The sequence below is a fragment of the Pseudomonas sp. ICMP 8385 genome (genome assembly GCF_002699915.1).
GTDB lineage: Bacteria > Pseudomonadota > Gammaproteobacteria > Pseudomonadales > Pseudomonadaceae > Aquipseudomonas > Aquipseudomonas gessardii.
The window spans coordinates 38,239-63,753 of sequence record NZ_LKBY01000157.1; the positions used below are offsets into that span (position 1 = coordinate 38,239).

Here is a 25,515-nt window from a genome sequence, read left to right on the forward strand (position 1 = left end):
AACGACCAACCCTGAGCCTGAGGAAGGAACCCACCCCACCTATTTTGGAGTACTGCCATGAGCGCCAACGTCGACCAGAATAACCGCCCCGACTACGACCAGGTGTTGCAGGACATCGCCGATTACGTCCTCAACTACCGCATCGATTCCCCGGATGCCCTGGACACCGCCCGCAACTGCCTGATGGACACCCTCGGTTGTGGCCTGCTGGCCCTGCGTTTCCCTGAGTGCACCAAGCACCTGGGGCCGATTGTCGAAGGCACGGTAGTGCCGTTCGGGGCGCGGGTGCCGGGTACGGCCTATCGCCTGGACCCGGTCAAGGCCGCGTGGGACATCGGCTGTATCGTGCGTTGGCTCGATTACAACGACACCTGGCTCGCCGCCGAATGGGGCCATCCTTCGGATAACCTCGGCGGCATCCTTGCCGTCGCCGATCACCTTGCGCAAAAGCGTGTGGCCAATGGCGATGCACCGTTGACGATGCGGGCCGTGCTGGAAGCGATGATCATGGCCCACGAAATCCAGGGCGTGATTGCCCTGGAAAACGCCTTCAACCGTGTCGGCCTCGACCATGTGTTGCTGGTCAAAGTCGCCTCCACGGCGGTCTGCGCCAAGTTGATGGGGGCCAACCGCGAGCAACTGCTGGCGGCATTGTCCCAGGCGTTTGTCGATGGGCAGGCGCTGCGCACCTACCGCCATGCGCCGAATGCCGGGTCGCGCAAGTCCTGGGCGGCGGGGGATGCGTCGAGCCGTGGCGTACGCCTGGCGGACATGGCCATGCGTGGTGAGATGGGCATCCCCGGCGTGCTAAGTGCGCCGCAGTGGGGGTTCTACGACGTGCTGTTCAGCCATACCAACCAGGACCTGGCCCTCAAACCTGAGGCCAAGCGCACGTTCAGCCTGCCCCAGCCCTATGGCACCTATGTGATGGAAAACGTGCTGTTCAAGATCAGCTTTCCCGCCGAATTCCACGCCCAGACCGCCTGTGAAGCTGCCGTGACCTTGCACCCGCAGGTCAGGCACCGCTTGCACGAGATCGAGCGGATCGTGATCACCACCCACGAGTCGGCCATTCGCATCATTTCCAAGGTCGGCCCATTGGCCAATGCCGCCGACCGCGATCATTGCCTGCAATACATGACCGCCGTGCCCCTGGCGTTTGGCAACCTGGTGGCCGAACAGTACGAAGATGAGTTCCATGCCGCGCACCCGATCATCGATGAACTGCGCGGCAAAATGCAGATCGTCGAAGACCCACGCTACAGCCGCGAGTACCTGGAAGCTGACAAGCGCTCCATTGCCAACGCGGTGCAGGTGTTCTTCACCGATGGATCGAGCACCGAGCAGGTTGCGGTGCAATACCCGATTGGCCATCGTCGGCGCCGGGCAGATGGCATTCCCTTGCTGGAAGACAAGTTCAAGGCCAACCTGGCCACGCGGTTTACCGCCCAGCGCAGTGCCGAGATCTTTGCGTTGTGCAAGGACCAGGCACGGCTTGAGGCGACGTCGGTGAGCCGATTTGTGGCGCTTTGGGTGATCTGAAGGCCCGGCGGAGAAGGATGACGTTGAAATTGACATATCTTGCTATGCGTACGGCCTACCTCTCTTAGGAACCGTATTCCGATAAATGCCAATCAGATAGCCAGATGACCTGTAATACAGAGTCGTCTGGCCAGCAAGACCTGTGAGCCAAACACCGGAATCTGAGAGGTTCTTCATGACTAGCGTAAATTATCAGCCGTACGCGGCCCGCCATCCCTATGAAATGCCCCCCAAGCCAGCGCCCGCTCAGCACGAGCGCTGAAGCGCCTATGTCCTCGCAGGCCCAGGCAGATTCAGCCTCACCTCGTCAGCCAATGACTGCCCAGCAGCGCGGGCAGTTCGCGGCACATAAAGCCCTGGTCAACTCACCGTCATCCCCGGTCAATACTGACCCGGCGCGGCTTGCACAATTGTCCAAGGAAAACAATCAACTGAGCGAAAAACTTAGCCAGTTGGTTGCTCAGTTCTCGCCCGTAATCAGGCAGCTTCAGAAGCAAGTGGCTGATCTGACTCAACAATTCAATACTATGAAGGCCTCGGAAAAATCGGGTTCCCCATCGAATCAAAGTGTCAGTGACAGTCCAGAGGCGCAACAGAGCCGTGTGTCATCTGAAGCGCCTGCCCGTTCAGAAGGCAGTACACCGGTGTCCGGGCAAGATACGCCTCGTAATCTGGAGCAATTGACTGCCGAAAACGATCAATTGCGCGAGACGGTTGGGCGGCTGCAAACCCAGTTCACTGCGGTGGTTGGCAAGCTGCAAGAGCAGATTCAGGGGTTGACTCAGAAAATGGGAGGGGCGGATACCTCTGCAAGTCAGACGCCTGCCGATACCCCGGCGTCGAAGACTGATAGCGATACCCCGGCTTCGAGGGCTGATAGCGCTACCTCGGCTTCAAAGACGGGTAGCGATGCCCCGTCGGACACTGGGTCAACTGAGCAAGCATCCAGCACCCGGGATTCCACGCCATCGGCTCAGCCCACTGAGCCAACGGCGGCGACCCGCAGCGTTGACGATCTTCTGCGCGAGAACGAGCAGCTGCGTACTCGCATTGATCAAATGATGAGTGAATTCACTCAGGTGATTACCCAACTGCAACAGCAAATCGCGCAATTGAGTAAGCAGATCAGTGCGATGGCGAAGTGATGGACACCATAAGCGGTCTATCGACTGCTGGTGGCATCATTCAAACCGCAAGATCACCCGCCGGTTATGCTTGCTCTTTTTCTCGATTTTCTCGCAGAACACCCGGCCGATTTCCTCGGTATTGACCACATGGGTGCCGCCACACGGCTGGATATCGATGCCGGCAATTTCAATCACCCGTACCGCGCCCTGGATCACTGGGGGCGCGACCGCTTGGGTGCGGGTGATCTGTAGCAGGGTGGAATATTCGGACGCTGGCATCGACAGCGACTTGACCTCATGGGCCTGCTCGATCAAGGCATTGAGGTCGCGGGTGATGCTTTCTTTGTCGAGGGTCATTTCCGGCAGGTCGAAATCCAGGCGGCCCTTGTCGGCGCTGATGCTGCAGCCGGTCACCGGTGCATCGATGATCGAGCACAGCAGGTGCAGGCAGGTGTGCATCTTCATGTGCTGGTAGCGCCGTTCCCAGTCCAGGCCGGCGTCTACCTGTATGCCAGCGCGCAATGATTCGGGGCAGTGTTCCACTTGATGCCAGATGATCGAGCGCAGCACCGGATCGCGCACGGTCCCGGTCACGCTGACCCGGCTGCCGTCCGGCAGGGTGAAGTAGCCAGTGTCGCCCGGTTGGCCACCGCCTGTGGGGTAGAACAGGGTGTGTTCCAGGGCCACGCCCTGTTCGCTGACGGCGATCACCCGGGCGCTGAAGGCGTTCTGGTAAGGCGCGCTGTCGAACAGCGCCAGGGTTTCCATGGTGTGTACGGACATGTTCATCCTCCAACGATCAGTGGGCTGGTTTGCAGCAGGCGTCGCACCATTGCGCTCAACCCGGGCGGGGAAAGCAGGGTGACCTCGAACTTCGGCCCGCACACTTTCAGGTTCAGGGGCAGGCGCGGGGGATAGCTGGGGGCCTGCAGGGTGCGCAGGCGGAATTGCAGGTGATGACGCTCCTTGACCGTGGGCTCCAGCACCAGGCTGGACAACGGATGGAAGTCCGCATCCAGCACCGTGACCCGGTGGCTGGTGTTGACTTCGCCGACCACATGCAGGCGTTCGTCGAGGGCAAACGCCCCAAGGTAATGGCTGGCGTCTGCCTCGTCGTTTTTCTGCAACTGGATCTGGTTGACCACCTTGACCTTGGTTCCTGCGGGCACATCCTGGGTAATGACACAGGAGGGGCTGATAAACACGTTGTCGCCAATCAGCACATAGCCCAGCACCCTGGCGCCCGCGCCGACCTCCACGTTGTTGCCCAGCCGTGGGTGGCGCTTGCCGTCCGGGTTGTTGGCGATGCCCCGGGCGCCGAGGGTCACACCACACAGGATGTAGCAGTCATTGCCGATCTCGCAGGTTTCGCCGATCACCGTGCCGAAGCCATGATCCAGGACAAAGCGCCGGCCAATGCGGGCGGCCGGGTGAATTTCGGCGCCGGACAGGATCTTGCCCTGGTTGCTCAAGGTCAGCGCGATGGCGCAGAACTGGCCGTGGAGCGGGTCGGAAAAATGCCATACCCGATGCGCCAGCCGGTAATACAGCACGGCCTTGAATGAGGCATAGGACTCCAGGATCAGCTCGCCCCGGCCCCTGGACGCCGGATCGCGCCAGGCATAGGCGATCAGGTCCTCGGCCACTTCCTGCGCCGCCGGCTGGATCAGCGCCGCCAGGTGTGGCTGCAACTGTGCCATCTGCGCCGGCGAGAGGGTCTTGATGAGGTGGGTCAGCAACTCATCGTGCAGTTGTTGCATGTCGATAAAGCCTCCCATGGAAGGCACCCCCGTAAATTGTCGTTATTCGAAACAGGGCAGATAACTGTCGGCGCTGTCGTACACCATGGTCAGGACGACGGTGTCGGTGGGCAGTTCCGGGGCGAGCCTGGCGATGGCTACCATATTGGCGGCCGACGACAGCCCCAGGCTGATGGCATCGGTACGCATGATGCGTTTCATCATTTCCAGGCAGTCGAGGCGCGAAACCTTGAGCATGCCGTCGAGCACGTCCAGGTTGAGAATGCTCGGGATCAGGCCGATGGACAGGCCCTGGATATGGTGGGGCGCATGGCGGTCGCTGAGCAGGTCGCATTCCTCGGGCTCCACCCCCATCACGCGGATCCGTGGCCAGGCGGCCTTGAGGGTTTCACCGATCCCGGTGATATGGCCCCCGGTACCGATACCGCTGACAAAGTAGTCGACCTGGCGCTCGCCAAAGGCGCGGAGGATTTCCGGGGCGGTAGTGTCGCGGTGGGTCTGGGGATTGGCGCCGTTGCGCTGCTGGTTGAGCATGACGAAGCTGGGGTTCTCCAGCTGCAACTCCATGCACTTTTCGCCATGGGAGTTGTTGCCCAGGCGGCTGTCCGACAGCACCACCTTGGCGCCATACAGGCGCAGCAGCTTTTGCTTGTCGGGGCTGTAGTTGTCGGGAATCACCAGCACCACTTTGTAGCCCAGCACGTTGCCGGCCATGACCAGGCCGATGCCGGTGTTGCCACCGCTGGGCTCGATGATGGTTTGCCCCGAATCACGAATCAGGATGCCCCGGCGCTCGGCGTCGAGGATCATGCCCAGGGCGATCCGCGCCTTGTGGCTACCGCCCGGGTTCAGGGATTCAAGCTTGGCGAAGACTTCGATGCCGAGGTCTTCGGAGAATTGGGCCAGGCGCACGATGGGTGTCTGGCCAATGGCGTCGAGTATGGAGTTATGCAGCATTGGATAAGTCCCCCCAAGGCCTGTGATCAGTACAAAGGCATGTCGGGTTCGACGTCGCGCACCCAGTGTTTCATGCCGCCTTCAAGCACCCGGGTGTTGGCAAAGCCCGCGGCCAGCAGGGTACTGGCGGCTTGCTCGGCGCGGATGCCGGCGTAGCAGATCAGGTAATGGGTGTGGTCGCGGCTGAGGGTGTCGAGTTGTTCGTCGAGCTGGGCCAGAGGGATATGGACCACGCCGGGCAGTTGGCATACCTCCAGCTCGCTGGCGTCGCGCACATCCAGCAGGATATCGGCGCTGCTGCGCTGCTCCAGCAACTGCTTGAGCACCTGGGGCTTGATGTAGTGCTCTGCGGCCAGGCTGGGGGCGCTGCGGATGGCATCGGCACACACGGTGGCCGCCGGCGGGTGTTCTTCACGCAGCTCGGAGCAGCACGGGCAGTCGGCGCGACGCTTGAAGCGGATTTCACTGAACTTCATGGCCAGGGCATCAAAGCGCATCAACCGGCCGGACAAGGATTCGCCCAGGCCGATCAGCAGCTTGATCGCCTCGGTGGCCTGGATCATCCCGATCACGCCGGGCAGTACGCCGATCACCCCGCCGGCACTGCAATTGGGTGCCAGTTCCGCCGGTGGCGCGTGGGGGTACAGGCAGCGATAGCAGGGCCCGCCCTGATAATTGAACACGCTGATCTGGCCGTCGAAGCGGTAGATCGCGCCGTACACCAGCGGCTTGCCCAACTGCACGCAGGCATCATTGACGAGGTAGCGGGTCTCGAAGTTGTCGGTGCCGTCGATCACCAGATCGTAGGCGCCGACCAGCTCCAGGGCGTTGTCGGCATTCAGCGCGGTGTCGTAGGTGTTGATCTGGATATGCGCGTTGAGGTCCTGCAGCCGGCGCTTGGCGGATTCGACCTTGGGCAGGCCCAGGGTGCTGTTGCCATGCACGACCTGGCGTTGCAGGTTGCTGCTTTCCACCACATCGAAGTCCACCAGCCCCAGGGTGCCGATGCCGGCAGCGGCCAGGTACAGGCTGATGGGCGAACCCAGGCCGCCGGTGCCAATGATCAGCACCCTGGCTTTCTTCAGGTTCAGTTGCCCTTCGCGGCCCACGCCGGGCAGGGTGATATGGCGCACATAGCGCTGTACTTCCTCATTGCTCAGGGGCTCGATGTCCATGCCGCCGGAGGTGGCGAGCAGCACTTCGATTTTTGCTTTTTCGGGCAGCGGCTCGTCGGGGCCGATCAGCGCTTCCCCGGCCGTGAACAGGAAGTGTTCCTTGAGCTGGCCGTTGTTGTCGTGGAACAGGTGCGCCCGCAGTTGTGGGTAGCGGGTGCAGGTGTCTTCAATGACTTCGCGCAATGTCGATCCGGCACCCTCGAGGGTCGATTCTGGCAACTTGGCCACGCGGGCCAGGATGTCGGGGAAAGAGACAGCGTTCATGTACAACTCCGTTTGCAGGTCGTTGAAGGGGTTGAGGGCGAAGTGCGTGCCATCCCAGGCAAACAGCTTCGACCCAAGGGCCTTGCCCTGGCGGACATCCACCACCAGGTAGCTGACGGGGTAGATCGGTTCCCCCATGTAGAGGGCCTTGTCCTGATCCTCGTCGCTGAAATAGGCACCGACATCCGGGTGGGAGTGGTAGATCACCACCACCGGGTTGTCCGTGCGAAAGGCCTTGTTCATCAGCAGCGTGTCGGTCACCGAGAAGGTGTAGCCGTTGGCCGCGCTGCGTGGGTAGGCCTCGGGGTTCTTGCGGTGCAACTCGTTCTGGATATTGCTGCCCAGGTACACGCTGCCATCGGCGAAGACAAAGCCGCAGCACTCTTCGGGGTAGGTGCGGCTGGCGTGGGCGTAGATCTGTTCCAGGGCGGTTTGGCGGAGGACGTCCATGTTTCTCTCGCGTGGTGGGGGAAAGGTCAATTGGGCTTGGCCAGTAGCTTTTCGATGGGCAACTTGGTGATGGCAAAGCCGGCCAGCAGGATCGCCGAGTACAGCATCAGGTCCCGGGACAGTTCCAGGCCTTCGTACCAGGCGCCGATGATCACGGCGAATACCGGGAAAATAATGAAGACGAACGACAGGATGATCGGGCTCAGGCGCTTGAGCAGCATGAAGTACACGATAAAACCACCGACCGAGGCCACCAGCCCCAGGTAGAACAGGGCGCTCCAGGAGCGCAGGGTGATGGCCTCGAAGGTCGGCGATTCAAACCACAGCCCGGCGACGAACAGCATCAGCCCGGCAATCCCGATGGGCAGGGTGTTGTAGGTGATCACGCTGATGGCGCTGCCTTTTTGCTTGGTGATGACATAGCACAAGGCATGCATGATCGCGGCGCTCAGAATCGCCAGGACGCCAAAGAACTCGGCATGGTCAAGGTGCAGGCCCTGGCTCTTGATGATCATGTACAGGCTGGCGAAGCCGATGCCGATCCCCACCACTTGGGAGAAGTAGATGCGTTCGCGCAGGAACAGCGCCGAGAAGATCAGGATAAACACCGGCATGCAGCTGAACAGCAGGGCGGTGAGGCCGGACGAGACGTGCATCTCGCCGTAGTTGAGCAGGTAGTAAGGGATGCTGAAGTAGGAAAGGGTCACGAAGACGAAGAACCAGCGGCTTTCCCGGGGGAACAGGATAGGTTCGCGACGCACCAGGGCAAAACACAGGAACAGCGGAAAGGCGATCAAAAAGCGCAAGCCCGCCGAGGTCAATGGCGGCACGCTTTCCACCGCGATCTTGATCCCCAGCCAGGTAGTGCCCCAGCTCAGGCAGACAATCAGGAACATCACGCTGGTGATCAGGCCTGCCAGCCATTGCTTGTGTGATTTGTTTTTTTCGGCATTTTCGAGAACGGCGGACATTGGCATCGTTTATTGCTTCCCTGAGCCGGAATTGAACTCTATATTGAACTTGTAATTAGAGGTTTCATCCGGTGATTGAACCCGTAAAGCACACTATTAGGGCGAATGATGGCTGTCAAAACAAATATTGACATGGTGTCAATTATGCGAGAGGGCCTGTCCAATGGGCAGGGCGTGAAGTACAAACGCCTGTCCGACGTCATGGAGCGGGGCATCCTCGAGGGCTTGATCGAACCGGGGCGCAAACTGCCGCCTCACCGGGTGCTTTCCGATAACTTGGGGGTGACCATCGGCACCATCAGCCGCGCCTACGGTGAACTGGAACGCCTGGGCCTGGTGGTGGCGCGGGTGGGTGACGGCACGTTCGTACGCAAGCGTGGGATGGAGCGCCAGCGCGATGAAGGCTTTCGCAATTTCAGCGAGGAGCCGCGCCAGTACTTCGATATGAGTCGCAATATGCATATCCCGGGGCAGGAGACCGCGTTCCTGGCCCAGGGCTTTGAAACCCTGGCCACCAATGCCAAGTTCCTGCAGGACATCAGTGCCTACACCCCGGACGCCGGTTTGCCCCGCTACCGCTCGGCGGGCGCGCAATGGTTGGTGCAGCGCGACTTTCATCCGATTCCCGAGCAGGTCATCTGTGTCAATGGCGGCCAGCATGGGTTGCTGTGCGCCTTGATGGCGTTGGTGCGCGCTGGCGATACGGTGGTGACCGAGCAGTTGACCTACCCTGGGCTGATTACTGCCGCACGGATGCTTGGCATCCGCCTGATCGGCCTGGAAATGGATGAGGAGGGCGTGTTGCCGGCGGCCCTGGAGGAAGTCTGCCGCAATCACCGGGTCTCGGCCCTGTATTGCACGCCAACCATCCAGAACCCGACGACGGCGGTCTTGTCGGTTGCCCGTCGCGAGGTGCTGGTCAGGGTCTGCCGTGAGCACAACCTGCTGATTTTGGAAGACGAGGCCCATGGTGTCCTGGTGGAAGACCGTCCGCCGCCCCTGAGTCATTTTGCCCCGGAGCGTACGATTCTGATCAGTAGCCTGAGCAAGGCAGTGTCGGCAGGCCTGCGGGTGGGGTATGTGCATGAGCCACCGGCGCTGGTCAGCCGTATTTCTGCGGCTTTGCGCTCAACCTGCTGGATGGCCACGCCGGTGACCCTGGAGTTGGCCACGCAATGGATTGAAAACGGTACGGCAGAGTATCTGTTGCATCAGCAGATCAGCGAAATCAGCCGCCGCAAGGCGTTGGTCGAAGACCTGCTGAGCGGCCTGGAATACCGTACGCACCCCAACAGCCCGCACTTCTGGATTGAAGTCCCGGAGCCTTGGCGGGCGTCGGAAATCGAGGCGGAACTCAAGCAGAACAATTACCTGATCGCCACCGCAGAAGCCTTTGCCGTGGGGCAGACGGCGGTGCCGCAGTTTATCCGGGCGAGTATCTGCAATACGTCGGGGGATGATCAGTTGCTGAGGGCGGGGTTTGATGCGCTGGCCACGGCGCTGGGGCAGGGAGGGGGCCGGTTTCATCTATAAACTGAGCAGGCTTGTTGCGGCAAACCCCAATGCCGTTCAGTCAAGCGAACGCAATGCTCAAGGCAGTGAACATCCCCTGTGGGAGCGGGCTTGTCGGATCGCCGCATCGCCGCGAAGACGTCGGCCCAGCAAACATTGATGTTTGACTGACCCACTGCTTTCGCGAGCAAGCCCGCTCCCACAGGTTATTTGAAACGCCGCTCAACCCCCTTTTCCACGAGGATCTTCGCCGAAATCTCTTCCACCGAAAAATGGGTGGAGTTGATGTGCGCAATATTTTCCCGGCGGAACAGGTTTTCCACTTCCCGCACCTCGAACTCGCACTGGGCATAGCTCGAATAGCGGCTGTTGGGCTTGCGTTCGTTACGGATCGCCGTCAGCCGGTCCGGGTCAATGGTCAGGCCGAACAGCTTGTGCTGATGGGTACGCAGCACCGCTGGCAGTTGCAGGCGCTCCATGTCGTCCTCGGTCAGCGGGTAGTTGGCCGCACGGATGCCGAATTGCATGGCCATATACAGGCAGGTCGGGGTCTTGCCGCAGCGCGACACACCGACCAGGATCAGGTCGGCCTTGTCGTAGTAGTGGGTGCGGGCGCCGTCGTCGTTGTCCAGGGCGAAGTTGACCGCCTCGATCCGCTCCATGTAGTTGGAGTTATGGCCAATGGAATGGGACTTGCCCACGGAGTATGAGGAATGTTCACTCAGCTCTTGTTCCAGGGGCGCGAGGAAGGTCGAGAAGATGTCGATCATGAAACCATTGGAGGTCGCGAGGATCTCACGGATGTCCTGATTGACGATGGTGTCGAAAATGATCGGGCGCACACCGTCTTTTTCGGCGGCCAGATTGATTTGTTGTACCATGGCCCGCGCTTTATCCACGTTATCGATATAAGGCCGGGTGAATTTGGCGAAGGTAATGCTTTCAAACTGTGCCAGCAGGCTCTGACCCAGGGTTTCGGCGGTAATGCCGGTGCCATCGGAGATAAAGAAAGCAGATCGTTTCATTTGAGCCTTGGGCCTTAAGCTGATGACGAATCTTGGATATGATAGGCGCGATTTTGCCGTCCCACAGTGGGCCGCATTCTCACTTATTTTCCAGGTCCAGGCCACAAACGCCGGTAAATGCTCCTATTGAGCCGCCGGCGCCCTGAGCTTTTCCAACACAGTTAGTGGAGAGATCACCTTGGTAGAGTACGTAGTTTCCCTCGATAAGCTCGGCGTCCATGATGTAGAGCATGTGGGGGGCAAGAACGCATCCCTCGGCGAGATGATCAGTAATCTTGCGGGCGCTGGTGTCTCGGTGCCCGGTGGTTTCGCCACCACGGCCCAGGCATACCGCGACTTCCTCGAACTGAGCGGCCTCAACGACCAGATCCACGCTGCCCTGGACGCCCTGGACGTGGATGATGTCAACGCCCTGGCCAAGACCGGCGCGCAGATCCGTCAGTGGATCATGGAAGCCGAGTTCCCCGAGAAGCTCAACGCCGAAATCCGCACCGCCTTCGCCACCCTGTCGGCCGGCAACCCGGACATGGCCGTCGCCGTGCGTTCCTCGGCCACCGCCGAAGACTTGCCCGACGCCTCTTTCGCCGGCCAGCAGGAAACCTTCCTGAACATCCGTGGCGTGGAAAACGTCATCCGCGCGGCCAAGGAAGTCTTTGCCTCGCTGTTCAACGACCGCGCCATTTCCTACCGTGTACACCAGGGTTTCGATCACAAGCTGGTGGCCCTGTCTGCCGGCGTGCAGCGCATGGTGCGTTCGGAAACCGGTACTGCCGGCGTGATGTTCACCCTGGACACTGAATCGGGCTTTCGTGACGTGGTGTTTATCACCGGCGCCTACGGCCTGGGTGAAACCGTCGTACAAGGCGCGGTCAACCCAGACGAGTTCTACGTGCACAAGCACACCCTTGAAGCCGGTCGCCCGGCGATCCTGCGCCGCAACCTGGGCAGCAAGGCCATCAAGATGATCTACGGCGACGAGGCCAAGGCCGGTCGCTCGGTGAAAACCGTTGATGTCGACAAGGCCGAGCGCGCGCGCTTCTGCCTCAGCGACGCCGAAGTCAGCGAATTGGCCAAACAGGCGATGATCATCGAGAAGCACTACAAGTGCCCGATGGACATCGAATGGGCCAAGGACGGCGACGATGGCAAGCTGTACATCGTCCAGGCCCGCCCGGAAACCGTGAAGAGCCGCACCTCGGCCAATGTCATGGAGCGCTACCTGCTGAAAGAAACCGGTACCGTACTGGTCGAAGGCCGTGCCATCGGCCAGCGCATCGGCGCCGGCAAGGTGCGGATCATCAAGGACGTGTCCGAGATGGACAAGGTCCAGCCGGGTGACGTGCTGGTCTCCGACATGACCGACCCGGATTGGGAACCGGTGATGAAGCGCGCCAGCGCCATCGTCACCAACCGTGGCGGGCGTACCTGTCACGCGGCGATCATCGCCCGTGAGCTGGGGATCCCGGCAGTGGTCGGTTGCGGCAACGCCACCCAACTGCTCAAGGATGGCCAGGGCGTGACCGTGTCCTGCGCCGAAGGCGATACCGGCTTCATTTTTGAAGGTGAGCTGGGCTTCGATATCAAGCAGAACTCCATCGATGCCATGCCGGACCTGCCGTTCAAGATCATGATGAACGTCGGCAACCCCGACCGTGCCTTCGACTTCGCGCAATTGCCGAACGCCGGCGTAGGCCTGGCCCGCCTGGAATTCATCATCAACCGCATGATCGGCGTGCACCCCAAGGCCCTGTTGAACTACGACGGCCTGCCGGTAGAGATCAAGGACAGCGTCGACAAGCGCATCGCCGGCTATAACGACCCGGTGGGCTTCTACGTCGAGAAGCTGGTGGAAGGCATCAGCACTCTGGCGGCGGCCTTCTGGCCGAAGAAAGTCATCGTGCGCCTCTCGGACTTCAAGTCCAACGAATACGCGAACCTGATCGGCGGCAAGCTCTACGAGCCGGAAGAAGAGAACCCGATGCTGGGCTTCCGTGGCGCCTCGCGTTATATCAGCGAAGCGTTCCGTGACTGCTTCGAGCTCGAATGCCGTGCCCTCAAGCGTGTGCGCAACGAGATGGGCCTGACCAACGTCGAGATCATGGTGCCGTTTGTGCGCACCCTGGGCGAAGCGAGCCAGGTCGTGGACCTGCTGGCCGAGAACGGCCTGACCCGTGGCGAAAACGGCCTGCGCGTGATCATGATGTGCGAGCTGCCGTCAAACGCCATCCTCGCCGAAGAGTTCCTGGAGTTCTTCGATGGATTCTCCATCGGTTCCAACGACCTGACCCAGTTGACCCTGGGCCTGGACCGTGACTCCGGGATCATCGCGCACCTGTTTGACGAGCGTAACCCTGCGGTCAAGAAGCTGCTGGCCAACGCCATCCAGGCCTGTAACAAGGCCGGCAAGTACATCGGTATCTGCGGCCAGGGCCCTTCCGATCACCCGGACCTGGCCAAATGGCTGATGGAACAGGGTATCGAAAGCGTCTCGCTGAACCCCGATTCTGTGCTGGAAACCTGGTTCTTCCTGGCTGAAGGCCAAGCCTCGGCGTAATTGCCATCTGCCGGCCAGCCAGTGTGGCGGGCCGGCATTTCTCATTCTGTACAGGGCGGAACTCCCTCCGGACGCCGCCCTTTTTTGTGCAAGAAGATTATGCAAAGCAGCAGCAACCTGTTTCCCGTCGCCTTGATCAGCGCTGAGCGTCGTGGCGACCTGAGTGAAGATGTCTATCGCCTCAAGCCTGGCAACAGCCCCGACGGCACCGTAGAACTGGCGGTGACGCGCCTGGGCCTGGCCGATGTCGCGCAAAGCCGTGGCATACCGGTGGTGCTGGTGCATGGCAGCTTTTCCAATCGGCGCTTCTGGTATTCGCCCAAGGGCATTGGCCTGGGGGCGTACCTGGCGCGCCAGGGCTTTGATGTATGGATCCCGGAGATGCGCGGCCATGGGCTTTCCCGACGCAACCAGGACTATGCCAAAAATCGTGTCGCCGACTATGCTCGTTACGACTTGCCCGCCATTGCCGCCTTTGTGCGTGAGCAAAGCGCGCAGATCCCGCACTGGATCGGCCACTCGCTGGGCGGCACGACCCTGGCGGCAGCCTTGGGTGGCCAGTATCTGGGCGCGCCGGCAGTGGCGTCGGTGGCGCTGTTTGGCTGCCAGGTCAGTCGCACTTACTGGCCGTTGAAAATTCCGCCGGTGGAGTGGGGCGGGCGCTTGATCCTCAAGCGCTTTGCCCTGCTCTCCGGTTCGCGGCTCAAGCGTGGCCCGGAAGACGAGCCCATCGGCCTGGCCCTGGAAAGCATGCGCTGGCACGGTTTGTTCGGGCGTTTTGGCGATGCCGAGCGCGACTGGTGGAAAGGCCTGGCCGAGGTCGATGTGCCGCTTTTGGCTGTGAGTGCCGCTGGTGATCATCAAGACCCGGACTGGGCCTGCCGCAAGCTGTTTGACCAAGTGGGCAGCGCGCACCGTCAATACCTGTGCCTGGGACGCAAGCAAGGGTTCAGCGGTGATTTCGGGCATGTGGAGATGCTGGTCAGTAAAGCGGCGCAGGCCGAAGTGTGGCCACTGGTGCAACGTTGGCTGAAAGATCCGCTGACACCTTTGGCGGGGGCGCAGGCGCAAGAGCTCGCGAGCGTCTGAGCAAGGGCTCTAACAAGGGCGTTTCACTCGAGATGGCTTGCGGCTAAGATATGACGCTCCGGGATGTTTTGGTCATATTCAGTCGCGCAGTGGCTATTGCGTTACAGCCGGGTGGGTCTGATCATGGCGGCCCGTGAGGCGGCAGGTCTTAAAGAATGCCCCTTGCGATGCGTTTTCCTGATGTAGCTGTGGATGTTCGACACCTTCTTTCACCGACAGGAGTTTTTCGATGAACCATTACGTTACCCCCGACCTGTGTGACGCCTACCCAGACCTGGTACAGGTGCTGGAGCCGATGTTCGCCAACTTTGGTGGCCGGGACTCCTTCGGTGGCCAGATCGTGACCGTCAAGTGTTTTGAAGACAACTCCCGGGTCAAGGAACAGGCCGAGCTGGAGGGCACTGGCAAAGTGCTGGTGGTTGACGGTGGTGGTTCGCTGCGCTGCGCCTTGCTGGGCGACATGATCGCCGAAAGAGCCGCGAAAAATGGCTGGGAAGGCTTGGTGATCTACGGTTGTGTGCGCGATGTCGATGTTCTCGCCCAGACCGACCTGGGCGTGCAGGCCCTGGCCAGCCACCCGAAGAAGAGTCATCGCCAGGGCGTGGGCGACCTGGGTGGGGCCGTGACCTTTGCCGGCGTGACATTCCGTCCCGGTGAATATGTCTACGCCGATAACAATGGCGTGATTGTTTCGCCCAGTCCGCTGAAAATGCCTGAATAATTGCAGTAGCCGACAGGGGTGAGGATGTTCGAGGAAGAAAACGCGCAGTGGGGGCTGGTGCATGCCCTGGTGCTGGACGGTAAAGGCGGTGCGCGTTCGATTGCCCGGACTGAGCTTGACGACCTGCAACTGCAGCCCCAGGAAAGCCTGTGGCTGCACTGGGATCGCAGTCACCCCCAGACCCAGACCTGGTTGCGCCAAGCCAGTGGCCTGAGCGAGTTTGCCTGTGATCTGCTGCTGGAGGAGAACACCCGCCCACGGCTATTGCCGTTGCCGGACGACGAGTTGTTGCTGTTTTTGCGCGGGATCAACCTCAACCCTGGGGCTGAGCCGGAAGACATGGTGTCGGTGCGTATCTTTGCCTCGGCTGACCGGGTGATCTCCCTGCGCCTGCGGCCCTTGCGCGCCACCGACGAGTTGCTGGTGCAGTTGGCGGATGGAAAAGGCCCCAGGAGCGCTTCCGAGCTGATCCTGTACATGGCGCAGTACCTGACCCATAAAGTGCAGGATCTGGTCAGCGACCTGTCTGAAATTGTCGATATCGAAGAAGAAAAACTGGATGCCGACGAACGGTATACCCCGGAACATGGCAGTGTCCTGCAGATCCGTCGGCGTGCCGCCGCGCTCAAGCGTTTCCTGGCACCGCAGCGCGATATCTTCGCGCAACTGACACGCATAAAACTGCCATGGTTCGTCGATGACGATGCCGACTACTGGAATGAATTGAATAACAGCCTGACCCGTTACCTGGAAGAGCTGGAACTGAGCCGGGAGCGCGTGGGGCTGGTGCTGGAGGCCGAGGATCGGCGTTTAAGCGTGCGCATGAACCGCACCATGTACCGCTTCGGGATCATCACCGGGATCTTTTTGCCAATGAGTTTTCTGACAGGGTTGCTGGGGATCAACGTGGGTGGCATTCCGTTCTCCGAGAGCCCCTATGGCTTCGCGGTGGCCTGCCTGTTGATGATCTCGGTGGCCCTTGGGCAGTGGTGGTTATTCCGACGTTTACGCTGGGTTTGACCTGAACGTGACCTGAATGGTGGGAGAGGTCATGTGACCCGACGAATTTTGCCCTCGTCTTTTAAATCACTTGCGAGAGGTCCCTATGCACGATCCGTTTGAACAGTCTCTGCGTGACATGCTTAATGCTTCGCCGTCCAACCGGGACGACGATGCCTGCCTGGGCCGCGTACTGAAAACTGCCAACCGCCAGGTAGGCGCGGGCGACCTGTTTGGTCTGCTCGGCCGCTGGGTGCCGGCACTGATGATGGCGCTGAACAATGGTTCGGCCCATGTATCACCTGTTTCTCGTCGTAAACCTATTGCTCGCACTGCTGATAAGGCTGATTGAATATGGAACTTGATCTCTGGACGCAGAGTCTGGTCACTGCAATGACGGCGTTGTGGACCAAGGTGGCGAATTTCATTCCCAACCTGTTTGGTGCGCTGGTGCTGGTGTTGCTGGGTTTTGTCGTGGCCAAGCTGCTCGACACCCTGCTCTCCAAATTACTCGCCAAGCTGGGCCTCGATCGCTTGATGGCGGGCACCGGATTGACCAAGCTGCTGGGGCGCGTCGGGCTGCAAGTACCGATCTCGACCCTGATCGGCAAGATCGTCTATTGGTTTGTTTTGCTGATTTTCCTGGTTTCTGCGGCTCAATCCCTTGGACTTGAGCGAGTTTCAGCTACGCTCGACATGCTGGCGCTGTATTTGCCGAAAGTATTCGGCGGCGCGCTGGTGTTGCTGGTGGGGGTTTTGCTGGCGCAACTGGCCAATGGGCTGGTGCGCGGCGCTGCCGAAGGGGTGGGCCTGGATTATGCCAGCGGCCTGGGGCGAATCGCCCAGGGGCTGGTGATCATCATCAGTATTTCGGTGGCGATCAGCCAGTTGGAGGTCAAGACTGACCTGCTCAACCATGTGATTGTGATCGTTTTGATTACCGTTGGTCTGGCCGTTGCGTTGGCGATGGGGCTGGGAAGTCGGGGAATTGCGGGGCAGATTCTTGCGGGAATCTATGTGCGTGAGTTGTATCAGGTTGGGCAATACGTGCGTGTTGGCGAGGTCGAAGGGCAGATTGAAGAGATCGGCACGGTGAAAACTACGGTGCTGACCGATGATGGCGAACTAGTGTCGCTGTCCAATCGGGTTCTGCTGGAACAGCAGGTCAATAGCCGCTAACCCGGTAAATCCTGCTAATGTACGCCGCCGCAAACCTGGGTACCCAGGCAGTGGCGGACATTGACCTGACTGTCGGCACGACTTGTTTTGAATAAAGCCCAAACGCTGTCCACGCGCTATGACCCCCGTGAGCTCTCTGATGAGGAGTTGGTCGCGCGCTCGCACACGGAGCTGTTTCACGTAACACGCGCGTACGAAGAATTGATGCGCAGGTATCAACGCACTCTGTTCAACGTTTGTTCAAGGTATTTAGGGAACGATCGTGATGCGGATGATGTCTGTCAGGAAGTGATGCTCAAGGTGTTGTATGGCCTGAAGAACTTCGAGGGCAAATCGAAGTTCAAAACCTGGCTGTACAGCATCACGTACAACGAGTGCATCACGCAGTATCGTAAGGAACGGCGAAAGCGTCGCTTGATGGACGCCTTGAGCCTCGACCCCCTTGAGGAGGCGTCTGAAGAAAAGACGCCGGCACCCGAGGAGAAGGGCGGGCTTGATCGCTGGTTGGTGCATGTGAATCCAATTGACCGGGAAATTTTGGTGCTACGATTTGTCGCAGAACTGGAATTTCAGGAAATTGCTGACATTATGCATATGGGTTTGAGTGCTACAAAAATGCGTTACAAGCGTGCTCTTGATAAATTACGTGAGAAATTTGCGGACAGTACTGAAACTTAGTTCGGTGCAAATATCTCTTACGTGTAGGCAAGTTCTGTTAGACTTGTCGCCGAGTTGTCCCCCGGTATGTGGGACTGCTTTACAATCACCAGATGGGGATTTAACGGATGAAACTGAAAAACACCTTGGGCTTGGCCATTGGTTCTCTTATTGCCGCTACTTCTTTCGGCGTTCTGGCACAAGGCCAAGGCGCAGTTGAAGGCGAGCTGTTCTACAAGAAGCAGTACAACGATAGCGTCAAGCACATCGAAGACGGCTTCAATCCTGGCGCTCGCATCGGTTACTTCCTGACCGACGACCTGTCCTTGAACCTGTCCTACGACAAGACCAACCACACCCGTTCGAACGACGGTACTGGCAACCAGAAGATCAAAGGTGATACCGGCAGCCTGACTGCTCAGTACCACTTCGGTCAGGCTGGCGTTGACAGCCTGCGTCCATACGTAGAAGGCGGTTTCGGTCACCAGAGCCGTACCAACGTACTGGCTGACGGTCACAGCGGTCGCGATCAGACCACTCAAGCCATCATCGGCACCGGTGTTAAGTACTACTTCACCAACAACCTGTACGCTCGTGCCGGTGTTGAAGCTGACTACGGTCTGGACAACGGCAAGTGGGATTACTCCGCACTGGTCGGCCTGGGCGTAAACTTCGGCGGTAACGCTGGCGCAGCAGCTCCAGCTCCTACCCCAGCACCAGCTCCAGAGCCAGTTCCAGAGCCAGAAGCTCCGGTTGCTCAGGTTGTTCGTGTTGAGCTGGACGTGAAGTTCGACTTCGACAAGGCCACTGTTAAGCCTAACAGCTACGGCGACGTGAAAAACCTGGCCGACTTCATGGCTCAGTACCCAGCTACCAACGTAGAAGTTGCTGGTCACACTGACTCCGTCGGTCCAGACGCCTACAACCAGAAGCTGTCCCAGCGTCGTGCTGACGCTGTTAAGCAAGTCCTGGTTAAAGATGGCGTAGCTCCTAGCCGTATCACTTCGGTTGGTTACGGCGAATCCCGCCCAGTTGCTGACAACGCAACTGAAGCTGGTCGTGCTGTTAACCGTCGTGTAGAAGCGTCGGTTGAAGCTCAAGCTCAGTAATTACTGAGTGCTAGAAAAAAGCCCGGCTTAGGCCGGGCTTTTTTTCGCCTGCCATTTGCCTCAGGCGCTGGCCAGCAAGGCTGCCTCCACGGCCGTGGCCGCTACCGCGCCGATCACCAGGATGGCAGGGCTCTTCAAGGCAAACGCCTTGGCGTCCTCCTGCATGCGCGTCAGGGAGCTGCGGCATTCGCGCTGCTGGGGCAGCGAGGCGTTCTCGATCATGGCCACTGGCATATCTGCGGCCATCCCACCTTCCAGTAACTGCTGGGCAATCTCTGAAAGCTTCGCCACACCCATGTAGACCACCAGTGTCGTGCCACCCTCGGCCAGTGCTCGCCAATTCAGGCTACTGTCGTCCTGGGTATGGGCGGTGACAAGCGTTACGCCACGACTGACTCCACGCAACGTCAGCGGTATGTCGCAGTGGGTTGCACCCGCGAGGCCAGCCGTGATGCCATTGACCAATTCCACGCTCACCCCACGAGCCCGCAGCCAGTTGGCCTCTTCGCCACCTCGCCCAAAAATGCATGGATCGCCGCCCTTCAGGCGCACCACGCATTTACCCTGGCGTGCATAACGCAGCATCAAGCGATGAATGAAATCCTGAGGCGTGGAACGGCACCCCCCGCGCTTGCCGACGGTAATCACCCGTGTCCCGGGGCAATGCTCAAGTACCGCCGGGTTGACCAAATCATCAATCAGCACCACATCGGCCTCGTGCAGGGCGCGTACCGCCTTGAGGGTCAACAACTCCGGGTCACCTGGGCCTGCGCCCACCAGCCAGACTTTTGCGTTCATCGGTATTGCCCTCGCACACTGATGGCGATTGGTTGTGAAGTGCTCGCCAATAGCCGTTTGATTTCGGGCACACAGGAACCACATTGCGTGCCGCAGCCCAATGCTTGTTTCAGCCCGTCCAGGTCCAAGCCACGGTCAATGCCGGCGCCTATCGCGCTTTCACTGACGTTTTTGCAGTTGCAGAGAATTCTGTTACGGGTCGCTCCACCACCGGGCGGCGCGCTTAGCGGTGCCAGCAGCCAACGGCGTAATTGCTCGTCGGCCCGGCCTTCCAGCCACAGGCTTTGCAGCCAGTGGCGGGCGAGGGTTTCGCCGGCCAGGCGGATTGCGGTAATCCGGCCTTTTTCGATCTTTACCCGTTTACCGATGGAGCGCCGTGGGTCGTCATAGGCCATGACCGGGCCGTCATTGAGCCCCAGCAATTGGTCGATGTTCTGGAGCCGTTGCAGATCCGGCGCTTCGCTATGTGCCGCCCGCACCAGCAGGGCAGGCCGCTCGCGCCCCGCCAGGCTAAGGCTGACATAGGCAAAACCCTCGCACAGGGGGCGCAACGCTTCAAAGTGTTGTTGCACATCGCCCTCGATCAGCGCGAACAAGTGCCAGGGCAATTGCACGGCTTCCAGGCGCACACCGCTGTGCTTGAGCTCCGGTTGTTTCGACAAGGGGTCGAACGCCGGCTGGGTCAGTGTGTTGACGCCACCCTTGAGAAAGCGATCGCCCCAATGCATGGGCAGGAATGCCTGGCCGGGTCGTACGCTGTCATCGCGGGTCACTGCCACAATCACCTGGCCGCGACGGCTCTTGAGGTTGATCAGATCGCCCTCCTTGAAACGGTGCCGGCGCAACTCGTCCGGGTGCAGGCTGAGCAAGGCTTCGCTGGCATGGCCGAAGAGCTGCGCCGCCGTGCCGGTACGGCTCATGCCGTGCCATTGGTCACGCAGGCGGCCGGTGATCAGGGTCAGGGGAAAGCGCGCATCACGTTGCTCCTTGGCGGCGCGATATGGCTCGGCGACAAACTGCGCACGGCCACTGGCAGTCGGGAAGCGGCCGTCGATGTACAGCCGTGGCGTGCCAGCCTGCGCCTCTGTGGGAAACGGCCATTGCTGCGGGCCGATTCGGTCGAGCAGGGCGTGGCTGATGCCCGACAGGTCCAGGTCCCGACCACGAGTCAACATCTTGAACTCGTCAAAAACCTGCGCAGGTTGCTCAAAGGCAAACAGGCTGGGCAGGCCAGGTCGCAAGCGCCGCTCCAGGCGTTGGGCGAAATCCACGGTAATCGCCCAGTCCGGCCGCGCTTCACCCGGTGGGGCAATGGCCTGGCGCACGTGGGAAATACGCCGTTCGGAGTTGGTCACCGTGCCGTCTTTTTCGCCCCAACTGGCCGCCGGCAACAACAGATCGGCAAAGGCGGCGGTTTCTGTGGTGCGGAAGGCTTCCTGCAACACCACGAACGGGCACGCGGCCAGGGCCTGGCGCACGTTGTTCTGGTCTGGCAGTGATTGCGCCGGGTTGGTGCAGGCGATCCACAGTGCCTTGATCTTGCCGGCGTTTACCTGCTCGAACAGTTCGATAGCGGTCAAACCGACGCTGGACGGCAGTTGTTCAACCCCCCAGTAGGTGGCTACTTGGGCACGGTGCTCGGCGTTGCTGGCCTCGCGATGGCCCGGCAGCAGGTTTGACAGGCTACCGGTTTCCCGGCCACCCATGGCGTTGGGTTGGCCGGTCAGGGAAAAGGGCCCGCAACCCGGGCGGCCAAGGGTGCCGGTGGCCAGGTGCAGGTTGATCAGCGCACTGTTTTTCGCGCTGCCGGCGGTGGACTGGTTCAGCCCCATGCACCACAACGACAGAAAACTCGGCGAAGTCCCGAGCCACTCTGCACACTGGCGCAGTTGCTCAACGCTGATCCCGCACACTTGCGTGACCATCTGCGGCGTGTAGTCGTGGACCATCCGCTTCAACTCGACCAAACCCTCGGTGTGGGCCTGGATAAAGTCGCGGTCGATCCAGCCTTCCCACAGCAACAGATGCAAAATCCCATGGAACAACGCCACATCAGTCCCCGGCAGGATCGCCAGGTGCAGATCCGCCAAGTCACAGGTGTCGGTGCGCCGGGGGTCGATGACCAGCACTTTCATGGCCGGTCGGCGCGCCTTGGCTTCTTCCAGCCGGCGAAACAGTACCGGGTGGGCGTAGGCCATGTTACTGCCGACGATCATCACGCAATCGCTGACCTCCAGGTCCTCATAGCTGCACGGCGGCGCATCGGCACCCAGGCTGCGCTTGTAGCCGACCACCGCCGAGGACATGCACAGCCGGGAATTGCTGTCGATATTGTTGGTGCCCACCAGGGCCCGCGCGAGTTTGTTGAAGCTGTAGTAGTCCTCGGTCAACAGTTGCCCGGAGATATAGAACGCCACGCTGTCCGGGCCATGTTCGGCGAGGGTGTCGGCGAATACATTGGCCGCGTGTTCCAGGGCGGTGTCCCAGTCGGTGCGGCTGCGGGCCAGGTCTTTGCCCAGGCGCAACTGCGGGTACAGCGCCCGTGCCGTCAGATCGCCGGTCAGGTGCAGGCTGGCCCCTTTGCTGCACAGTTTGCCGAAGTTGGCCGGGTGCGTCGGATCGCCGCTGACCCCGAGTATCTGCGTGCCATCATGCTCGATCAACACGCCGCAGCCGACCCCGCAGTAGCAGCAGGTCGATGCCGTGACCTGGCGGCTCATCAACCGGCGTCCCGCAGGGCCAGCATCACCCGGCCGTTTTCCACCCGGGCGTGGTGGTGATGGGCGCAGCCGATATCCGGGGCCTGGGCTTCACCGGATACCAGGTCGATCTGCCAGTTATGCAGCGGGCAGGCCACGCGTTTGCCATAGATCAGCCCCTGGGACAGCGGCCCGCCCTTGTGCGGGCAGCGGTCGTCGAGGGCGAAGACTTCATTGTCACTGGTACGAAAAATCGCGATTTGCCCTTTCGGGCCGCTGACGATGCGCGAACCCAGGGCATTGATTTCTTCGAGGGCGCAGATATCCAGCCAGTTCATAGCACTACCTCCAGCTGTTTGACGGCGATGGTGTCGAATTCCTTTTTCAGCAATGGTTGCTCCAGGCGCTCTTTCCACGGATCTTGTTCAAACGACAGGGAAAATTGCAGGCGCTCGTTGAGGGCCTGGCGCCGCGCCGGGTCTTCCAGCACGGCCTTCTTGATATGGTCCATGCCCACCCGTTGCAGGTAGTGCACCGTGCGTTCCAGGTAGAAGGCTTCTTCGCGGTACAGCTGTAGGAAAGCGCCGTTGTACTCACGTACTTCCTCGGCGGTCTTGAGCTTGACGAAAAACTCCGCGACCTCGGTCTTGATCCCTCCGTTGCCGCCGATATACATCTCCCACCCCGAGTCGACGCCGATTATTCCCACATCCTTGATCCCGGCTTCCGAGCAGTTGCGCGGGCACCCGGAGACCGCCAGCTTGACCTTGTGGGGCGACCACATATTGAACAGGTCATGCTCCAGCTCAATGCCCAGTTGCGTGGAGTTCTGCGTGCCGAAGCGACAGAACTCGCTGCCGACACAGGTCTTCACGGTACGGATGGATTTGCCGTAGGCATGCCCGGATGGCATGTCGAGGTCTTTCCACACCCCGGGCAGGTCCTGTTTCTTGATGCCCAGCAAGTCGATGCGCTGGCCGCCGGTGACCTTGACCATCGGTACGTTGTACTTGTCGGCCACATCGGCAATCCGCCGCAGTTCGGAAGGGTTGGTCACACCGCCCCACATCCGCGGGACCACCGAATAGGTGCCGTCTTTCTGGATATTGGCGTGGGCCCGTTCGTTGATCAGGCGCGACTGCGGGTCGTCCCGGGCTTCGCCTGGCCAGGTGGAGATCAGGTAATAGTTCAAGGCCGGGCGGCAGGTGGCGCAGCCATTGGGCGTGCGCCAGTTCAGGTAGCTCATGGTGCCGGCGATGGTCAGCAGGTGCTGGTCGCGGATGGCCTGGCGGATTTGCCCGTGGTTGAGGTCGCTGCAGCCACAAATGGCTTTTTCGCTTTTGGGCTTGACGTCGGCGGCGCCGCCCACGGTATTGATCAGGATCTGCTCCACCAAGCCGGCGCAGGAGCCACAGGAGCTGGCAGCCTTGGTGTGCTTTTTTACTTCATCGACGCTGAACAGGCCCTGTTCCTGGATCGCCTTGACGATAGTGCCCTTGCACACCCCGTTGCAGCCGCAGACTTCGGCGTTGTCGGCCATGCTCATGGCTTTGTCCTGGCCCTGGTGGCCCACATCACCCAGGGCGTTTTCGCCGAACATCAGGTGATCGCGGATCTCGCCAATGCCATGGTTCTCACGGATCTGCCGGAAATACCAACCGCCATCGGCGGTGTCGCCGTACAGACAGGCGCCGACCAGAATGTCGTCCTTGATCACCAGCTTTTTATAGATGCCACCGATGGGGTCGGACAAGGTGATGGTCTCGGTGCCTTCGCCGCCCATGAAGTCGCCGGCAGAAAACAGGTCGATGCCGGTGACTTTGAGCTTGGTCGAGGTCACCGAGCCTTTATAAGTGGCGAACCCCAGCTGCGCCAGATGGTTGGCGCAGACCTTGGCCTGCTCGAACAGCGGTGCCACCAGGCCATAGGCAATCCCGCGATGGCTGGCGCATTCGCCGATGGCATAGATGCGTGGGTCGTAGGTTTGCATGGTGTCGTTGACCAGAATCCCACGGTTGCACGGGATGCCGGACTGTTCCGCCAGCTCGGTGTTGGGGCGGATACCGGCGGCCATCACCACCAGGTCGGCCGGGATCACCTCGCCATTTTTAAACTGCACCGAGCCTACGCGGCCGTTGCCGGCGTCATGCAGGGCCTGGGTCTGTTCGCACAGGCGGAACACCAGGCCACGGCTTTCCAGCTCGGTTTGCAGCAACTGGCCGCTGGTCTTGTCCAGTTGCCGTTCCAGCAGCCATTCGCCGATATGCACCACGGTCACGTGCATGCCGCGCAGCATCAGGCCATTGGCGGCTTCCAGGCCGAGCAGGCCGCCACCGATGACCACGGCGTGCTTGTGGGTCTTGGCGGTGTCGATCATGGCCTGGGTGTCGGCAATGTCGCGGTAGCCGATCACGCCCTGCAAGGTGTTACCGGGGATCGGCAGGATAAACGGGGTCGAGCCGGTGGCGATCAGCAGGCGATCGTACTCGGCCTCGCTGCCATCTTCGGCGATGACTTTGCGCTTGACCCGGTCGATCTGCACCACTTTGCGGTTGAGCAGCAGTTTGATGTTGTGTTGCAGGTACCAGTCCAGGTCGTTGAGCACGATCTCTTCAAACGTCTGCTCGCCGGCCAGCACCGGCGAGAGCAGGATGCGGTTGTAGTTGGTGTGGGGCTCGGCGCCAAAGACCGTGATGTCGTACAGCTCGCTGCTCAGTTTCAGCAGCTCTTCAAGGGTGCGAACCCCGGCCATGCCGTTGCCGATCATCACCAGTTTGAGTTTTTTCATGTCGTTCTCCGCAGTGGTTCGACCAATCACGCGCAAACAAAAAAGGCGTCCCGCTAGTTACCTAGCGAGGACGCCTTTGTCCTGGTCCCGTTCTCTCGGGAAAGCCCCACCTTCGTCGTTGAAGGGTGGGCTGTATGTG

The 25,515-nt window shown here is 60.4% G+C and carries 21 protein-coding genes; 11 read left to right on the forward strand and 10 right to left on the reverse strand.

Translation table 11 applies throughout. The annotated features are described in order from the left end of the window. Nucleotides 1-57 precede the first annotated feature (57 nt). Both prpD and AO268_RS30220 read left to right on the forward strand, forming a co-directional pair. Complete coding sequence (gene prpD, locus AO268_RS30215; RefSeq protein ID WP_099170736.1) at nucleotides 58-1,542, forward strand: 2-methylcitrate dehydratase; 1,485 nt, start codon at nucleotides 58-60, stop codon at nucleotides 1,540-1,542. Nucleotides 1,543-1,811: 269 nt separating this feature from the next. Beyond that, nucleotides 1,812-2,687 (forward strand): hypothetical protein, encoded by an 876-nt coding sequence (locus tag AO268_RS30220; RefSeq protein WP_130898190.1) that lies wholly within the window; start codon nucleotides 1,812-1,814, stop codon nucleotides 2,685-2,687. A 36-nt stretch (nucleotides 2,688-2,723) separates the two neighbouring features. Here AO268_RS30220 and AO268_RS30225 read toward each other — a convergent pair whose 3' ends face one another. The 5 genes from AO268_RS30225 to AO268_RS30245 are packed head-to-tail and all read right to left on the reverse strand — an operon-like array spanning nucleotide 2,724 to nucleotide 8,195. After that, entirely contained in the window at nucleotides 2,724-3,452 is a 729-nt protein-coding gene (locus AO268_RS30225; RefSeq protein WP_076961186.1) for an alanyl-tRNA editing protein, read from the reverse strand. Between the two features lie 2 nt (nucleotides 3,453-3,454). Further along, on the reverse strand, nucleotides 3,455-4,447 hold the full coding sequence (locus AO268_RS30230; RefSeq protein WP_076961187.1) for a serine O-acetyltransferase: 993 nt from the start codon (nucleotides 4,445-4,447) through the stop codon (nucleotides 3,455-3,457). Nucleotides 4,448-4,471: 24 nt separating this feature from the next. After that, complete coding sequence (locus tag AO268_RS30235; RefSeq protein WP_076961188.1) at nucleotides 4,472-5,386, reverse strand: PLP-dependent cysteine synthase family protein; 915 nt, start codon at nucleotides 5,384-5,386, stop codon at nucleotides 4,472-4,474. 26 nt (nucleotides 5,387-5,412) lie between these two features. After that, nucleotides 5,413-7,275 carry a molybdopterin-synthase adenylyltransferase MoeB gene (moeB, locus tag AO268_RS30240; RefSeq protein ID WP_076961189.1) on the reverse strand — a complete coding sequence of 621 codons (1,863 nt, stop codon included), beginning with the start codon at nucleotides 7,273-7,275 and terminating at the stop codon, nucleotides 5,413-5,415. A 26-nt stretch (nucleotides 7,276-7,301) separates the two neighbouring features. Further along, nucleotides 7,302-8,195 carry a DMT family transporter gene (locus AO268_RS30245; RefSeq protein WP_162493915.1) on the reverse strand — a complete coding sequence of 298 codons (894 nt, stop codon included), beginning with the start codon at nucleotides 8,193-8,195 and terminating at the stop codon, nucleotides 7,302-7,304. A gap of 159 nt (nucleotides 8,196-8,354) precedes the next feature. On the opposite strand from AO268_RS30245, the gene AO268_RS30250 reads away from it, so the two are divergent. Next, on the forward strand, nucleotides 8,355-9,779 hold the full coding sequence (locus tag AO268_RS30250) for an aminotransferase-like domain-containing protein (RefSeq protein WP_099170797.1): 1,425 nt from the start codon (nucleotides 8,355-8,357) through the stop codon (nucleotides 9,777-9,779). A 185-nt stretch (nucleotides 9,780-9,964) separates the two neighbouring features. Here AO268_RS30250 and ppsR read toward each other — a convergent pair whose 3' ends face one another. Then, nucleotides 9,965-10,783 carry a posphoenolpyruvate synthetase regulatory kinase/phosphorylase PpsR gene (ppsR, locus tag AO268_RS30255; protein ID WP_076961191.1) on the reverse strand — a complete coding sequence of 273 codons (819 nt, stop codon included), beginning with the start codon at nucleotides 10,781-10,783 and terminating at the stop codon, nucleotides 9,965-9,967. A gap of 178 nt (nucleotides 10,784-10,961) precedes the next feature. Here ppsR and ppsA point away from each other — a divergent pair, with 178 nt between their 5' ends. The 8 genes from ppsA to AO268_RS30295 all read left to right on the forward strand — a co-directional run bounded on the left by ppsA (nucleotide 10,962) and on the right by AO268_RS30295 (nucleotide 19,091). Beyond that, nucleotides 10,962-13,337, forward strand: coding sequence for a phosphoenolpyruvate synthase (gene ppsA, locus AO268_RS30260; RefSeq protein WP_029298284.1), 2,376 nt, complete (start codon nucleotides 10,962-10,964; stop codon nucleotides 13,335-13,337). Between the two features lie 99 nt (nucleotides 13,338-13,436). Further along, on the forward strand, nucleotides 13,437-14,426 hold the full coding sequence (locus AO268_RS30265) for an alpha/beta fold hydrolase (RefSeq protein WP_099170737.1): 990 nt from the start codon (nucleotides 13,437-13,439) through the stop codon (nucleotides 14,424-14,426). A gap of 229 nt (nucleotides 14,427-14,655) precedes the next feature. Next, nucleotides 14,656-15,147: a ribonuclease E activity regulator RraA gene (rraA, locus tag AO268_RS30270; protein WP_076961193.1), complete on the forward strand. Its 492-nt coding sequence runs from the start codon at nucleotides 14,656-14,658 to the stop codon at nucleotides 15,145-15,147. 24 nt (nucleotides 15,148-15,171) lie between these two features. Then, nucleotides 15,172-16,167, forward strand: a complete 996-nt coding sequence (locus tag AO268_RS30275) for a zinc transporter ZntB (protein ID WP_076961194.1) — start codon at nucleotides 15,172-15,174, stop codon at nucleotides 16,165-16,167. Between the two features lie 85 nt (nucleotides 16,168-16,252). After that, complete coding sequence (locus AO268_RS30280; RefSeq protein ID WP_038442312.1) at nucleotides 16,253-16,498, forward strand: hypothetical protein; 246 nt, start codon at nucleotides 16,253-16,255, stop codon at nucleotides 16,496-16,498. A 2-nt stretch (nucleotides 16,499-16,500) separates the two neighbouring features. Continuing rightward, entirely contained in the window at nucleotides 16,501-17,325 is an 825-nt protein-coding gene (locus tag AO268_RS30285) for a mechanosensitive ion channel family protein (RefSeq protein WP_076961195.1), read from the forward strand. 87 nt (nucleotides 17,326-17,412) lie between these two features. Beyond that, nucleotides 17,413-18,003 carry an RNA polymerase sigma factor SigX gene (gene sigX / locus AO268_RS30290; RefSeq protein WP_038442311.1) on the forward strand — a complete coding sequence of 197 codons (591 nt, stop codon included), beginning with the start codon at nucleotides 17,413-17,415 and terminating at the stop codon, nucleotides 18,001-18,003. 107 nt (nucleotides 18,004-18,110) lie between these two features. Continuing rightward, entirely contained in the window at nucleotides 18,111-19,091 is a 981-nt protein-coding gene (locus tag AO268_RS30295; protein ID WP_076961196.1) for an OmpA family protein, read from the forward strand. Nucleotides 19,092-19,151: 60 nt separating this feature from the next. Here AO268_RS30295 and cobA read toward each other — a convergent pair whose 3' ends face one another. The 4 genes from cobA to nirB are packed head-to-tail and all read right to left on the reverse strand — an operon-like array spanning nucleotide 19,152 to nucleotide 25,376. Further along, a complete protein-coding gene (gene cobA, locus AO268_RS30300; RefSeq protein WP_099170738.1) occupies nucleotides 19,152-19,889 on the reverse strand; it encodes a uroporphyrinogen-III C-methyltransferase in 738 nt (245 codons plus the stop codon). Continuing rightward, nucleotides 19,886-22,609 (reverse strand): nitrate reductase, encoded by a 2,724-nt coding sequence (locus AO268_RS30305; protein ID WP_099170739.1) that lies wholly within the window; start codon nucleotides 22,607-22,609, stop codon nucleotides 19,886-19,888. The genes cobA and AO268_RS30305 overlap by 4 nt, the downstream gene beginning before the upstream one ends. After that, on the reverse strand, nucleotides 22,609-22,926 hold the full coding sequence (gene nirD / locus AO268_RS30310; RefSeq protein ID WP_076961199.1) for a nitrite reductase small subunit NirD: 318 nt from the start codon (nucleotides 22,924-22,926) through the stop codon (nucleotides 22,609-22,611). The genes AO268_RS30305 and nirD overlap by 1 nt, the downstream gene beginning before the upstream one ends. Further along, on the reverse strand, nucleotides 22,923-25,376 hold the full coding sequence (gene nirB / locus AO268_RS30315; RefSeq protein ID WP_099170740.1) for a nitrite reductase large subunit NirB: 2,454 nt from the start codon (nucleotides 25,374-25,376) through the stop codon (nucleotides 22,923-22,925). The genes nirD and nirB overlap by 4 nt, the downstream gene beginning before the upstream one ends. Nucleotides 25,377-25,515 lie beyond the last annotated feature (139 nt).